Annotated in this window: 14 protein-coding genes; 7 read left to right on the forward strand and 7 right to left on the reverse strand. The window is 46.7% G+C overall.

Translation table 11 applies throughout. From position 1 onward, the window contains the following. Positions 1–694 precede the first annotated feature (694 nt). The 3 genes from AM231_RS25020 (at position 695) to AM231_RS25025 (ending at position 3908) form a co-directional block, all read left to right on the forward strand. Complete coding sequence (locus AM231_RS25020; protein WP_054405506.1) at positions 695–2059, forward strand: S1C family serine protease; 1365 nt, start codon at positions 695–697, stop codon at positions 2057–2059. A gap of 454 nt (positions 2060–2513) precedes the next feature. Further along, complete coding sequence (locus tag AM231_RS28425; RefSeq protein WP_007129186.1) at positions 2514–2681, forward strand: CxxH/CxxC protein; 168 nt, start codon at positions 2514–2516, stop codon at positions 2679–2681. A gap of 186 nt (positions 2682–2867) precedes the next feature. Further along, positions 2868–3908, forward strand: coding sequence for a GTPase (locus AM231_RS25025; RefSeq protein ID WP_054405101.1), 1041 nt, complete (start codon positions 2868–2870; stop codon positions 3906–3908). A gap of 95 nt (positions 3909–4003) precedes the next feature. Here AM231_RS25025 and AM231_RS25030 read toward each other — a convergent pair whose 3' ends face one another. From AM231_RS25030 to AM231_RS28430, 3 genes are all read right to left on the reverse strand, one after another. Next, positions 4004–4297, reverse strand: a complete 294-nt coding sequence (locus AM231_RS25030) for a hypothetical protein (RefSeq protein WP_054405102.1) — start codon at positions 4295–4297, stop codon at positions 4004–4006. Between the two features lie 111 nt (positions 4298–4408). Continuing rightward, positions 4409–4852 (reverse strand): HEAT repeat domain-containing protein, encoded by a 444-nt coding sequence (locus AM231_RS25035; protein WP_054405103.1) that lies wholly within the window; start codon positions 4850–4852, stop codon positions 4409–4411. A 50-nt stretch (positions 4853–4902) separates the two neighbouring features. After that, positions 4903–5076 (reverse strand): DUF3934 family protein, encoded by a 174-nt coding sequence (locus AM231_RS28430; protein ID WP_082341798.1) that lies wholly within the window; start codon positions 5074–5076, stop codon positions 4903–4905. Between the two features lie 292 nt (positions 5077–5368). On the opposite strand from AM231_RS28430, the gene AM231_RS25040 reads away from it, so the two are divergent. The 3 genes from AM231_RS25040 (at position 5369) to rlmH (ending at position 7840) form a co-directional block, all read left to right on the forward strand. Next, positions 5369–5950 carry a TetR/AcrR family transcriptional regulator gene (locus AM231_RS25040; protein WP_242615304.1) on the forward strand — a complete coding sequence of 194 codons (582 nt, stop codon included), beginning with the start codon at positions 5369–5371 and terminating at the stop codon, positions 5948–5950. A gap of 75 nt (positions 5951–6025) precedes the next feature. Then, on the forward strand, positions 6026–7150 hold the full coding sequence (locus AM231_RS25045; protein WP_242615305.1) for a cytochrome P450: 1125 nt from the start codon (positions 6026–6028) through the stop codon (positions 7148–7150). A gap of 210 nt (positions 7151–7360) precedes the next feature. After that, the gene (gene rlmH, locus AM231_RS25050) at positions 7361–7840 is read left to right on the forward strand and encodes a 23S rRNA (pseudouridine(1915)-N(3))-methyltransferase RlmH (RefSeq protein ID WP_054405508.1); all 480 of its coding nucleotides are present in this window, start codon (positions 7361–7363) and stop codon (positions 7838–7840) included. A gap of 290 nt (positions 7841–8130) precedes the next feature. On the opposite strand, the gene AM231_RS25055 is transcribed toward rlmH, so the two are convergent. From AM231_RS25055 to AM231_RS25070, 4 genes are all read right to left on the reverse strand, one after another. Next, positions 8131–9315: an MFS transporter gene (locus AM231_RS25055; RefSeq protein WP_054405105.1), complete on the reverse strand. Its 1185-nt coding sequence runs from the start codon at positions 9313–9315 to the stop codon at positions 8131–8133. Positions 9316–9403: 88 nt separating this feature from the next. Beyond that, a complete protein-coding gene (locus tag AM231_RS25060; RefSeq protein ID WP_423212951.1) occupies positions 9404–10453 on the reverse strand; it encodes an LLM class flavin-dependent oxidoreductase in 1050 nt (349 codons plus the stop codon). Between the two features lie 58 nt (positions 10454–10511). Beyond that, entirely contained in the window at positions 10512–10793 is a 282-nt protein-coding gene (locus AM231_RS25065) for an ArsR/SmtB family transcription factor (RefSeq protein WP_054405107.1), read from the reverse strand. A gap of 710 nt (positions 10794–11503) precedes the next feature. Then, entirely contained in the window at positions 11504–12439 is a 936-nt protein-coding gene (locus AM231_RS25070) for a ketopantoate reductase family protein (RefSeq protein ID WP_054405108.1), read from the reverse strand. A gap of 199 nt (positions 12440–12638) precedes the next feature. On the opposite strand from AM231_RS25070, the gene AM231_RS25075 reads away from it, so the two are divergent. Further along, positions 12639–13211: a TetR/AcrR family transcriptional regulator gene (locus AM231_RS25075; protein WP_054405109.1), complete on the forward strand. Its 573-nt coding sequence runs from the start codon at positions 12639–12641 to the stop codon at positions 13209–13211. Positions 13212–13256: the final 45 nt, after the last annotated feature.

Genomic DNA, 13256 nt, shown 5'->3' on the forward strand with positions numbered 1-13256 from the left:
GGGCTGTTTGGATTTGCTTTTATGCCGGAATGGTCAGGGACAGGAGACGTACTCCCCGCAAATATGGAACCATTTGGCTTCTGTCACGTATATAACATTAACGTGTTTACCCGGGCTTGAAAATCGAGTTGAAAATCCATCAATTTGGCATTTATTTTTAACAAAGATGGCTCACGTGAACCTCTGTTCGTGTGGTACAATAGGAGCACTGATAATTCCGAATGCTTGTTCTGAGCGAAAGCTTTCAGCTTGCGGCCAAGAGATTTCATGCTGAGGATGAAACGCGACCATTTATTTCCTTATTCTTTTAGATAAATCGGATATCTCGCGCTTAAAATGCCCTGTTTGTGGTAATAGAAGGATACAGGGTTTTTTTTGAATGGACCAGTACCAATCTCTGCACGATATGGGTTTTAATTTCAAAATATAAGGAGTGATACGCCCTCTATTGGGTGATAGAGGTTCTTATAGCAAAGAGAATGCTCAAGGATGCAACTTTTTGGGCTTCAAAAGAGTTATTACATAGAGAGATTAATTTAACAGGTGGCACGCTGCCGATTCATAGAGACAGATATAGCGCTGCAAGAGCGGGTTGTTATGACGACAAGATGTAATGGATTAGTCGGTAATGACGGAAGGTCTGAAGCTGGTAAGTGTCTTGACGCGTAGCAACCAAGGGGAGAGAGGGATCGCAATGGGATTGTTTGACGATGATTTCTATTCAACTAAAATTTCCAGGCAGAGCAAAAATACCAGCGAGGACCGATCTGAGCGAACGAAGTGGCGTACGACCCGCCGCAAGAGAGGATTATCCACATTCCAAATCTCCGCAATTAGTTCGTTATGCAGTGCCCTGATTGCGGTCATGTTGTTTAGTCTCATTACAGGGCATCCTTCAACATCGTCGCGGGTGACTTTAATCAATGGCAGTCACCAGCTGTCCACGTCCGATGGTGACCCTTATGAACGCATTATTAGCGCTGCCCAGAAGGTGCGTCCTGCTGTGGTCAGCGTGCTGACACATAAAGAGGCGGCGCAGCCTGATGCAGAAAGCTCTGACGGCGAGGGAATGGATGAGGGACCGGGTATTGAGCCGGGAGAGGAAGATTTCGAACTTCCGGAAGGTTTCGATTTTGGCGAGGACTTTGATTTCGGCAACGATTTCGGCAGCTCGCAGGAGGATGCACTAGGCTCCGGTGTAATCTTCAAGAAGCTCGAAGGCAAAGCCTATGTTATTACCAATAATCATGTGGTGGAAGGCGCCGATTCCCTGGAGGTTGTGCTGGTCGGGGGAGAGAAGAAGAAAGCGACCCTCGTCGGAACGGATAATGTCAGCGATATCGCAGTCTTGTCTATCGACAGCAAAGGGATTGGCGAGGTTGCGGAATTCGGTGATTCCTCCAAGCTCCGCCTCGGAGAAACCGTGATTGCTATAGGCAATCCGCTGGGACTGGGCGATACGCTCACCTCCGGCATTGTCAGCTATACCAATCGGAACATTCCGGTGTCGCTCAATCAGGATGGCATCTATGATTGGGAGCAGGAAGTGATTCAGACCGATGCTGCCATTAACGAAGGCAACAGCGGCGGTGCCCTGGTTGACCTGAACGGCAGAGTCATCGGCATTAACACGATGAAGATCGCGGATACGGGTGTAGAAGGACTTGGATTTGCCATTCCTGTCAATGAGATTACGGAGGTTGTGACCGAGCTGATGCTGAAAGGTCATATTGCCCGTCCATATCTTGGCGTATATACCGTCGATTTGAGTAATCCGTATGCGCCGCTGAGCAAGAAGGAGAAGGAGGATCTCAAGCTGCCGAAGTCGATCACCGAAGGCGTGGTTGTGCTCGATGCGCTGGGCCCTGCACTGGATGCCGGGCTGAAGCTGAACGACGTGATCGTCAAGCTGGATGGCAAACCCATCAACACAACGCTGGAGCTGCGCAAGCATCTCTATCGTAATACGAAGGTGGGCAATGACCTGAATGTAACCTTCTATCGCGGGGGCAAGCTGCAATCGCTGAAGGTTAAGCTGGAAGAGAAGCCTGAAGAATAATCGAGGGCTGACCCGTTTAAACTCGGGTCTTGTCTTTTTCATTTAACGCGGCATCCCAGACCAACAGAAGGATGCTGCCTGTCCACTGTTTTGCTGTTCATGCAGCGGGTATATATTATCGTTCAAGTTGAATAGGATACATTATAGAGAGATTTGAAAAAGGTTAGATACGAGCCGTGAAACGGCCGCAAAAGAGAGCGTGCATATCCGCGCTCTTTTTTGTTTGGCTTCTGTTTGATACAAAAGTGGCCTTTTGAAATCGACAAAGGATTGATAGTGAAAATCATGGAAAGGCAGGAAGCCTATTAGGGATGAGTTAACCGTGGAATCGGGCAAATGGCCTAAAAACATTTCTTTTTCGCTTAGAGTGTGGTAGAACAGAAGAGTGGCTATACTTGTTTGAAGAGATGAAGATCAACACAACATGAGGCGAAAGATAGAAAGGATGCTTAGAATGTACGTCGTATGCAAGGAACATGTGGAACTAGCGATCGAAAATTTCGTGGATGAATATGAGGATGCCCCGGATATTGTTGATCTGAAGGAGACCGAGTTTTCGGACTGGGATCCACCGGTGAAGTGCGCGGAGTGCGAGAAGCATGCTGAGTTTTTAATTGTGTAATATGGACTTTTTGATGAAATAGATAATTGCCAATGGAAAGCGTGATGAATTCACGCTTTTTTTGTTTATAAAGAACATGAGAGGATGAGGAAGCAACAGCTTCGATAGACAATCCTGAATCGTGTATGATGAGTGTATAAAGGATATCAAAGCGCGGGTAACCTATCGTGATTGGAGACGATACGAATGGATGATTACGGAAGAGCATGGGAAGAGGAGATCAAGCGGGCAGCCGATGAGGCTTATGAGCAGGAAATGGATGAAATTAACCGTCAGCTGAAGCAAGAGATTCTCATTGCTCTGATTGGTGACGTAAATACAGGCAAGTCCTCTACGATGAACCAGATCGTGGGTGAAGAGGTTGCCGGAGTCGGAGCCGAACCTGGAGAAACGACGGAGATCCGGCCGCACAAGTACAAGGAGCATATTTACTTCATGGATACACCTGGGCTCAATGATGTGAACACAGCCAACTCGGAAGTGACCATGAATTACTATAAGCAAGCGGACATCGTGCTGTTCTTCTTGAATGCTGCCGGTACCGTGTTCTCTGAGGCTGAGAAGAAGTCGCTTGAGAAGATTGAAAGTGTGAATCATAATCTTCTGATCGTACTGAATAAAATCGACGCCGCAGACGAAATTGACCGCCTGGTGGCACGCATCAAGAAGGAGACTGGTGGACGCTACGAGGTAGTGCCGGTATCTTCACGTACCGGTGAGAACATCGACCGGCTGCGGAGCAGCATTCTGGAGATGCTTAAAAAAAAGTCTAAAGACATTCTCTTTGCCAAAAGCATTAAGGCCAAGTCAGCGACGGCGAACGGATGGATTATCGGGGCCTCCATCTCCGCTGGAGCCGTAGGCGCGTCACCCATCCCGGGTTCGGATATCATTCCGATAACCGGCATTCAGGTGAGTCTGTTGACCCGGCTTGCCGTGTTGTACAATAAGCCGATCAGTAAGGAGACGGCCAAGGAGCTCGTCATTGCCACGATATTTGGGAATATCGGCAAGAATATTTTTCGGCAGATTGTGAAGGCGTTCCCTGGAGCGGGATCAGTAGCCGGAGCGACTGTAGCCGGGGCCACGACACTGGCGCTGGGATACGCGATGAAATATGCCTATGAGCATAACATCGAGATCAATGCGGCGAATATCACGAAGCTCTACAAGAAGTTCAGGGATAAAGGGGAGAGTGAATCGGACTCCAAGTCGGAACTGAAGTAGGGGTATGGTGACGCTAGCGGATGATAAGGGGATAGAAAAAGGGGCCGCTGGCCCCTGATCATAGCTGCGTTATTGGCAGCGAAATATATCCTCAATTACTTCGTGGCCGCAGCGTGATCAGCTTTGGCTTGCTCCAGCATCGATTTCCAATCTGGAAAATCAGTTTCTCTGGATACATGACGATCGAACAGTTCATCGGGAATGTTGTTGATATCCTCATGCGTCTCAACCTGGAAGTTCCCTTTGGTTACAAAATCTCCAAAGCTGTGATGAGATGAATGTTTACGCATAAACGACTCATTAAACAGCTTCTCCAGGGAGACGTTGTCCGGATCCTCCTGGACCGATTTTTGGCCTTGTAATTCTTTCAACAGATCGTCAAATGACATAGGTTTTTGCTTTCTCAGAGTACCACTCCTATAACTAAGATTTGTTTTCAGTATAACATAACCCGTTTTCTCATATGCATAACAGCATCCAAGAAGGGGCATGGGACTATCTTATCTTTTGGATAAGGAAGCCCACTTTTGCTCCAGCCATTGATCAAATTCTTCGCCTTTGTCACCTTCGTACGTGTCATAGATATCGATTCTCATCTTTTTCAATTTCTCTTTGAAGTCTTCGAACGTATGATCACGGGGAAGGCTTTTTTTGATGCGCACCATGACCTTGGTAACATCCTTCATCAGCTCGCCCTTGTGTCTTTCGGGCATTTGTACATCTTCGCCTAAAGCCAGGAGGCTGCGATAAGCGGCTTCCCGCACTTGATGAACCGCATCCGTATTCAGTCTATGCTTCAAAATATCAATGGATTTCTCATTTTTCCATTTTCCCAATTCTTCTACGGCGCTTAAGCGTTCTCTCCAGTTGGCGTTCCGGTTAGCGGAGCTTCTGAGTTCCTCATAATTAGACGGCATATCCGCCAAAACCTCTTGATTGTCCATTCTGTTCATCTCCTCTATAGGTTGTGCTAGGTCCTGCTTGTACCCTATGTTCATTCGGGGGTGTTTTTATGACTGCTGGCGTTCTTTGTGCTATCCGCCTGCTTAGTTCCTTTGCTGGTATAAGGCTTGGGTTTACTCTTGGCTCTTCTCGCGCTTGCATCCCAGCGGCTCCAGCCCTTCTTGCCTGTGCCTCTGCCTGTCCCGCCTTTTTTGGATTTACTCAAGCCTATCACTCCGTTACGCTAAATTGTTATCTCTATATGCTGATTCTTTACCAGCACTGTTGAAATATACACTGTATTTGTCCATATGTATAGGATACTACGGAAATTAACATAAAATCGATATGGTTAAGGCCGATTTCGGCTTAATGGAGAGATATTTATGGATAATGAGGTACACGACGTGTCCACAGTTGATTTAACTGTTCCCGGCATGGTATGTTATTTTTGTGCTGACCAGTCAGAACAAGAATGGTGAATTGAAAATATATTGATGAAAGGGGCTGATTATCGGATGGTGAGTAAAGATAAAATTCTCCAGGCAGCCATTGAAGTATTCTCCGAGAATGGGTATCACCGTGCAAGCATGGATGAGATTGCCGCGCGGGCGCAGGTTGCCAAGGGGACTCTCTATTACAACTTTCCGGGCAAATCCCAGCTCTTCAAGACGGTTGTGAAGCAAGGGATCGAGGAAATCATGCAGCGGACGGAGGTGGAGCTGAATTCCTCCCTGCCGATGAAGGAGAAGATGGAGCGGGTCATTGGCCATCATCTGAATTTATTCCTCGAATCGCGCCACTTCTCGCATATCGTATTTAATGAGATTTCGAATGGGATCGAGCAGGATGTTCTGGATGAGTTAAAGGAATTGAAACGGACGTATATCAGCTTTTTGGCAAGGATGATTGAGGAAGGGCAATGCGAGGAGAATCTTTGTCGTGACGTTGATCCTAATCTGGCTGCGGCCAGTATCGTCGGTACGCTGGAGAGCACCTGCAATTATTATCTGAGCCACCACGATATGTATTCACGCGAGGATCTGGAGCGGTTTGCATTCACGATGATTACCCAAGGCCTGTTTATATCGCTGGATTAGATAAGGCCTTCTTTTCTATATGTGTAGTACTGACCAGTCAGTTTCAAATTACGATGGAAAGGGAAGGTGTTAAGCATGGAGTGGAATACAAACGGATTACTCCCGCTGGAATGGTTTCGCAAGATGCGGACGGAATCGCCGGTGGTTGCTACGGAAGGCAATGAGGCATGGCATGTTTTTAAATACGAGGATGTCAAAGCCGTCTTTACGAATTATGAGGTATTCTCTTCCCAGGGCTCTTCATCTAGTGAGGAACCGATTGAATCCAGCATTCTGCGGCAGGATCCGCCGAAGCACCGCCAGCTGCGGAAGCTGGTATCCCATGCTTTTACACCCCGTATGATCGAGTCGCTTGCCCCGAAGATTCAGGAGATCACGTCATCGCTGCTGGATGAGGCTGAGAAGAAGGGAAGAATAGATATCGTAGCTGATCTCGCAAGTCCGCTTCCGATCACAGTCATTGCGGAGATGCTGGGCGTATCGATGGAGGATCGGGAACGCTTCAAGGCGTGGTCGGACGCACTGGTCGGTGACGATGGAGATGCTTATTATCAGTGTCAGCGGGAGATGAGCGAATACTTCGCCGAGATCGCGGAAGACCGCCGTCAACATCCGCAGGATGATCTGATTACGAAGCTGGTGGAAGCGCGCATCGACAATGAGCACCTGACTGACATAGAGATTATCGGGTTCTGCATTCTGCTTCTCGTCGCCGGCAATGAAACGACAACGAATCTGATCTCATCGGCCGTATTGGCTATCGACAGCCTGTCGGAGGTGCGTTCTGAGCTTCTCGCAGACCGGTCGCTCATACCAGGCGCACTCGAGGAGGTATTCCGCTACTTCTCGCCCGTGCAGACGATGTTCCGCCGTGTGAAGGAAGACACCGTGCTGCGAGGGCAGGAACTGAAGCAGGGACAGATCGTCAATATCTGGATGGTTTCGGCCAATCATGACGAGGACATATTCGAGCAGCCGGATGTCTTCAACATCCATCGGAATCCGAATCCCCACTTGGGGCTGGGAAGCGGAATTCACTATTGTTTGGGATCTCAGCTGGCACGGATGGAGTCCCGAATCGCAATCGAGACGCTGCTGGATCGCTTCCCTGAGTACCGGCGCGACCGTTCCGTAGAACTGGAGCGGATGGATAGCAGGATGATGTTCGCGCTGAAGGAGCTGCCGATCATTCTGCGATGAGGTAACAGGAATAAAATTCAGTTAGCTTGGTAGCATAGATGAATGGGAGCCGTGGTATACGGTTCCTTTTTTCATGCATGGAGGACGATGGAGACGAATCGGAAAGGACCTGTGCAGATATGCTTCGCCTAGGGGTTTGCCTTTCCGTGCGGGGGTTACCATGATAGAATGGACGGCAGAATAGCAACAGATAAGGAGCGAATCATCGCTATGAATATACAGATCGTATGCGTAGGAAAGTTGAAGGAGAAATATCTGGTACAGGGCATAGCGGAGTACAGCAAGCGTCTTGCGCCGTATGTGCGCTTGTCCGTGCACGAGGTGCCGGACGAGAAGGCACCCGAGAACATGAGCGAGGCGGAGATGCGTCAGGTGCAGGAGAAGGAGGGGGCGGGCATTCTCGGCCACATCAAGCAGGACGCCCAGGTCATCGCCCTCGCGATCGGCGGCCAGCTATGGTCCAGCGAGGACCTGGCGGCCCATATCGACAAGCTGGGCACCTACGGGACCAGCACCGTCGCCTTTGTCATCGGCGGCTCGAACGGCCTCTCCGAGGACGTGCTGAAGCGCGCCCAGACGAAGCTGAGCTTCGGGCGCATGACCCTGCCGCACCAGCTGATGCGGCTGGTGCTGGTGGAGCAAGTGTACCGGGCGGTGAAGATTAATCGGGGGGAACCGTATCATAAGTAGGGCGAAGTTCAGGTGCATTTTGAGATCGGAGCAGAACATAAGGCTAGAGTCGATGTTATTCGTACTCTTGTATAACCGGTCTGCCTGGTTGCGGTTATAAGTGACATTCGGCTCTCAATTCAATACGCTCAAGCTAACCGCTATAAAGCTATGCAATTTGGTTTTCGCAACAGACGGGAAGTCGTTTGCTCTACAAAGCGTCCATTGGATGGAGGAAGTGGAAATGGAAATAGAAAACAAGAACAAGCAGCGACATACCGCGACTTGTTCTTGTAATTTTACGCATGGTTTCATTCTTTGCTTGTGACGGATTGTATGCCATTCGCAGACTGACTTCGCATCGAGAACGATAATATAGCCGGAAGGAGTGCGATTGCAACACCAATTGCGCCAGCCACGCCGATTGACTGTAAGGAGAAGCTTTCCACCACAATACCGCCAATGGCAGCTCCGACAGCAATTCCCAACTGGATGAAGGATGTATTCAAGCTCAGAAGGATTCCCGCTGCGTTTGGTGCCAAGCTAATCATATATACTTGTTGAATGGGACCCGTAGACCAAGCAAAAAACGACCATAACAGCAGCAACGGAAAGACAGCTATAGATGTATGGGCAAAGAGGGACATAAGGATCAAAATAGCAGCGTGGATCATTAAGCTTCCATTCAGCGTACGCGGAATACCTAATTTATCTGCACCATAACCTCCAGCCTGGGCGCCCAACAAACTTGCTATACCGAATGAAAATAGCGCGATGCTCACCACCCCATTGCTCATACCCGTAATGTTCATCAGAAATGGTGTAATAAACGTGTAAATGATCGTATAACCGACCATCCAAAAGAAGCTAATCGACAAGGTTAATAATAGCTGCGGTCTTTTCAACAGGGCAAGTTGTTCTTTAAGAGGCACATTTGCCTCTCCCTGCGACTTTGGCAACGCCATTAAAATGACCAGCATCGCGATAAAACTAAGAAGGCCGATTCCATAAAAAATCATTTTCCAGTCGTAGGTGCTGGCAATGACTCTTCCCACAGGAACACCTAAAATAAGCGATAGATTAAATCCCATCATGATAGTTGCTATGGCGGTGCCTTGTTTTCCAGGTCCGGCAATTTGAGCAGAAACAGTTAAGGCAACCACGGTAAAGACACCTGTACTAAGAGCTAAGATCACTCTCGCACCAACAAGCATTGGATAGCCCGTCGAGACCACCGTAATTAAATTCCCTATAAAAAAGAGCGCCAAAGCAGCCAGCATAAGTGTTCTCCGGCTTAGTTTAGAGGTAGCCGCAATGAGAATTGGAGTACCCACCGCGTAAGATATGGAATAAACCGAAATGAGTTGGCCAGCAGCAGCAATGGTTACGCCTACATCTTTGGAAACTAGATCCAGTATCCCGGCAATTACAAATTCCGAAGTTCCCACTAAAAAACTTATAATCGCTAAAATATAAACTTTCCACGATTTAATCATTTGATTATTCTCCTTTATAATTCTATATATCTAAAAATACAGAAATGATAACAATGAAGGATTGCAATTTCTTAGCATCTTACTTTCTTTAATGCCTAGCTAGCTCCTTGCGGACAAGGGGGGCGACATCCGTTCCAAATCGTTCGATCGTTCTTAACAAATCACGATGCGGAAGCGTACTAAAGTCAACGTACAAAAGAAAACGAGTCAAGCCCAGTTGTTTGGTTACACGCACGATCTTTTCTGCTACATATTCTGAATCTCCAACATAAAGAGCGCCGCGAGGGCTCAGTGCTTCTTCATATACACTTCGTGTATAAGTCGCCCAACCGCGTTCCCTTCCAATTTGATTCATTTGTTCGGCCATAATGGGATAATACTTTTCTTTGGCTGCTTCAAACGAGTTGGCAATAAAACCATGCGAATGACAGGCGATTTGCAATTGATTAGGATCGTGCCCTGCTTGTTGGGCTGCTTTAAGATATAACTGCACTAAGGGAGCGAAACGCTCCGGCATGCCGCCTATAATGGAGAAAATGACAGGAAGACCAAGCTGACCGGCACGAATGGCCGACCCCGGACTGCCGCCAGTAGCAATCCATACAGGAAGCGGGATTTGTTGCGCTCGCGGGTATACGCCCATATTGTGCAGCGGTGCACGGTGCTTGCCATTCCATGTTACGTTCTCTGAAGATCGTATTTTGAGTAAAAGCTCCAATTTCTCATCGAATAATTCCTCATAATTTTGCAGGTTATATCCGAAGAGCGGAAAAGATTCGACAAAAGAACCGCGTCCGGCCATGATCTCGGCCCGCCCATTTGTTAAGTTATCCAGAGTGGCGAAATCCTGATAAACACGGACTGGATCCGACGAAGACAATACCGTAACGGCACTGGATAACCGAATATGGTTTGTAGTAGCTGCAGCCGAAGCCAAAATAATTGCCGGCGATGAGCTTGTGTAGTCCATGCGATGATGTTCACCGATCGCATAGACATCAAGACCGGCCTGATCAGCCAGCTGAATTTCTTCCATCGCTTGTCGCAGTCGTTCGCCTGGCAGAACGCCCCCTCCTTTGGGGTTCGTGTGAAGAAATGTAGAGATTCCAAGTTCCAATGGCACGCGATTTTCCAAAATGGTTTCCCTCCTTATCTTTTCTACAATTCTAAAGATATAGAAATGATGCTTAAAAAATTTACGCCAGTAAATATGGCGCAAACTTCATTGCCACTTCTTGATCAACACTGTAGTGAATAAACGAACCGTTCTTTTGCGACTGGATTAAACCCGATTCCGTCAGCTGCTTGAGATGATGGGATAACGTTGAACCGGCTACGTGTCCAAGCTGTTCACTGATCGCGGTAACGCATTGATTCTTTTGCTTTATTAGCATTAAGGCAATTTTTAGTCGTGTAGGCTCACCTAGAGCCTTGTATACTTTGACAGCTTGCACTAGATCGTGATCGACATCAGCCATTAAATTCTCCTTTCCGCCATCATTTCTATATTTAAGGAATTATAGAAATGATATTACCACCTAATGACTGCGGTGTAAAGTAAAAAATTTGGCTGTTTGTCAATCGTCTGTGAAACCTTAACTCGTCCGAGAAAATGCCACTTTCAAGTTTGGCCGAAGCGCTCACCAAAGCGCTTCGGCATAGCTATACGATTGCCGAAGCGACGAGGTCAGAGGGATTTTACAGCTAAATATGGACCTGACCGTGGCCAACCAGATTATGGCTTAACCATCAAGCAATAAGCTTAAGAAGACTTAAAGTACACTTTAAGGCAAGCGTAATTTTAATACAATCGCTTGTTGCGTAACGTCGACACATTGCTGGCCAAGCACCGGTATTAATTGAATGAGTCTGCCAAAGTGAGCAGGCATAGCGAAGTCTGGCTTCCACAGGGCCGCCATTGTTTTCGCCGATAGACCCGTTAAGGTGAACCGTATCACAAGTAGGGCGAAATTTAGGGTATCGTGAAGGGGGCGTATAGGTTCGTTAATAAGTAGGGATGCTCAAGAAATAGGTTATCCCCCTACGACCTAGGGACGAACAGGATTACGGTCTGCTGAATTCAATTCTCATCCCACATCTGACTTAGAATCAATTAATGGATGTATCTCTTGTTCTGGACAAAGGACAAGAGCTACATCCATATCGATTAGAGACAAGGTAATTCCCATTATTGCAAAGGGATGTAATTGTAAAGCTTATCCCAATTTGGTGTGGCTATGTTCGCTCTTTTCTTTAAGTCAGAAAAAGCTTGGTACAACGAAGTCATTTCGTTGGCAGATACCGCCTTATCGCTTAGCGTGGTTCTGCCGATTGGGGTTGCTAATAAAATTTTCAGCACGGTAAAAACCACCTTGCGATATTTTCGGACTAACTGTTGTTGATTCGCAGGCGTAATTGAGTAACCATTTTTTATCAACACTTGATGGCCTTCATCTATTGCGTCAATGACGTAGTTAAGCAGGATTTTGTCCCTGGCCGCTTTGCGCAGATTCCCATTATATGAAACGGCAATGCGATTCAAAGGCAAGATCATAACGAAGTGGCTTTTCAGCCATTCATCCATATTTGTAAAGGTGATCGTATTATACCTTGTGTTCTTTAAAGCTTGGTCAATGACCGATCGCCAATTTAGTTGCTCTCCCAAGCCGCCGAAAACCAAGGTCACCTTTGGACCGCGCAAGCAATTTACCCGACCGTTCTCTCTCCATCCGGCAAACGACTGAAAAGCAAAGGCAACCTTTTTCTCTACGGGGCTATTGGATTGCAAATAATGCCGCATTTCAATGGGACTTGCATTATTGCCCATAATAACAATATGTTTGCTTTGATTCGCTGCAAGGGCAGGAAGGACTGCCTCGAAATCCGGATATTTCATCACTACGAAGATAAGATCATAAACATCCTCCGGCTGTAACTCACGAATCACGTTTACTTTATCGACCGTTGTTCGGAGCTGTAAGTAATGGCGGATCACATTACCGTTCTGCTGTAACTCATCCGCCCGCCGCCCTCTGGCTAACATTGTGACTTCGTTGCTCCCGCGCACTAACTCGTGAGCTAAATAACTTCCCAATACCCCTGCTCCGTAGACCAGTATTCTCATATTATTCCTCCATTTTGGTTGTTTCGCAAAAAAAAGTTTTTAAATACAAAGGTGTTATATTTAAAAATATTCTATTTGATTTTATCCCCGATCAAATTGTTTCGTCAATATTTTTTTAATTTATGACCATTAAATTTAAAAACCTTTCGAATTGTGCTACATTGATTTTAATTTGGGATGCGGGATGGAGGAATGTGTAATGAATAAATTCGAAATAAGGACTCAGAAAAAGAAGAAGGCAGTTGTTAATGCGGCATTAAAGCTCTTTAAAGAAAAAGGTTTCGTTCATGTCAGCATAAAGGATATTGCCGCTGAGTCCGGCGTATCATCTGTATCGCTATATAACTATTTCGAAAACAAAGAAGGGATTGTCAAGGAATGCGCGAACGTTTTGATGCAAAATACCCTTCATATGGCTCAAGAGATCATGAACCAAGACATCGATTTCAAGGATAAAATCATTCAAATAATGGATATTTGCGCCGATCAGGACTATCAATTGATTGGTTCGCCTGGTGCCGTAAAGGATCATGTGTTATCAAGTCTTTATAGTGAAAATACGAATGAAATTAGAATTCAAATGCTTCAGGAGCTTATTGAACTTGCGAAAAAGGAAGGAGCTATTCACTCTTCAGTTTCTCTGGAAACTGTTCTTGAATTGTTAAACGCGATTGGAACCATTCAATTATCTTGGGCAAAATCAGGAAACTATAAAGAAAAGATGGCTGAGATGAACCGTCTGTTGTTATTCGGGTTGATTGGCAATGGTTAATGACTGGCCGATTGCGTTAAGTGGGTATGTATTGGATGTGTGGGA

The organism is Paenibacillus solani (assembly GCF_001277345.1).
In the GTDB taxonomy this organism is placed as follows: Bacteria; Bacillota; Bacilli; order Paenibacillales; family Paenibacillaceae; genus Paenibacillus_AQ; species Paenibacillus_AQ solani.

What these genes read in the sequence shown, in the direction of transcription:
- AM231_RS28425 (WP_007129186.1), top strand. Translation starts at nt 2,514, where the DNA reads ATGTACGTCGTATGCAAGGAACATGTGGAACTAGCGATCGAAAATTTC.
- AM231_RS25030 (WP_054405102.1), bottom strand. Translation starts at nt 4,297, where the DNA reads ATGTCATTTGACGATCTGTTGAAAGAATTACAAGGCCAAAAATCGGTC.
- AM231_RS25040 (WP_242615304.1), top strand. Translation starts at nt 5,369, where the DNA reads ATGGTGAGTAAAGATAAAATTCTCCAGGCAGCCATTGAAGTATTCTCC.
- AM231_RS25045 (WP_242615305.1), top strand. Translation starts at nt 6,026, where the DNA reads ATGGAGTGGAATACAAACGGATTACTCCCGCTGGAATGGTTTCGCAAG.
- rlmH (WP_054405508.1), top strand. Translation starts at nt 7,361, where the DNA reads ATGAATATACAGATCGTATGCGTAGGAAAGTTGAAGGAGAAATATCTG.
- AM231_RS25055 (WP_054405105.1), bottom strand. Translation starts at nt 9,315, where the DNA reads ATGATTAAATCGTGGAAAGTTTATATTTTAGCGATTATAAGTTTTTTA.
- AM231_RS25035 (WP_054405103.1), bottom strand. Translation starts at nt 4,852, where the DNA reads ATGGACAATCAAGAGGTTTTGGCGGATATGCCGTCTAATTATGAGGAA.
- AM231_RS25075 (WP_054405109.1), top strand. Translation starts at nt 12,639, where the DNA reads ATGAATAAATTCGAAATAAGGACTCAGAAAAAGAAGAAGGCAGTTGTT.
- AM231_RS25070 (WP_054405108.1), bottom strand. Translation starts at nt 12,439, where the DNA reads ATGAGAATACTGGTCTACGGAGCAGGGGTATTGGGAAGTTATTTAGCT.
- AM231_RS25025 (WP_054405101.1), top strand. Translation starts at nt 2,868, where the DNA reads ATGGATGATTACGGAAGAGCATGGGAAGAGGAGATCAAGCGGGCAGCC.
- AM231_RS25020 (WP_054405506.1), top strand. Translation starts at nt 695, where the DNA reads ATGGGATTGTTTGACGATGATTTCTATTCAACTAAAATTTCCAGGCAG.
- AM231_RS25065 (WP_054405107.1), bottom strand. Translation starts at nt 10,793, where the DNA reads ATGGCTGATGTCGATCACGATCTAGTGCAAGCTGTCAAAGTATACAAG.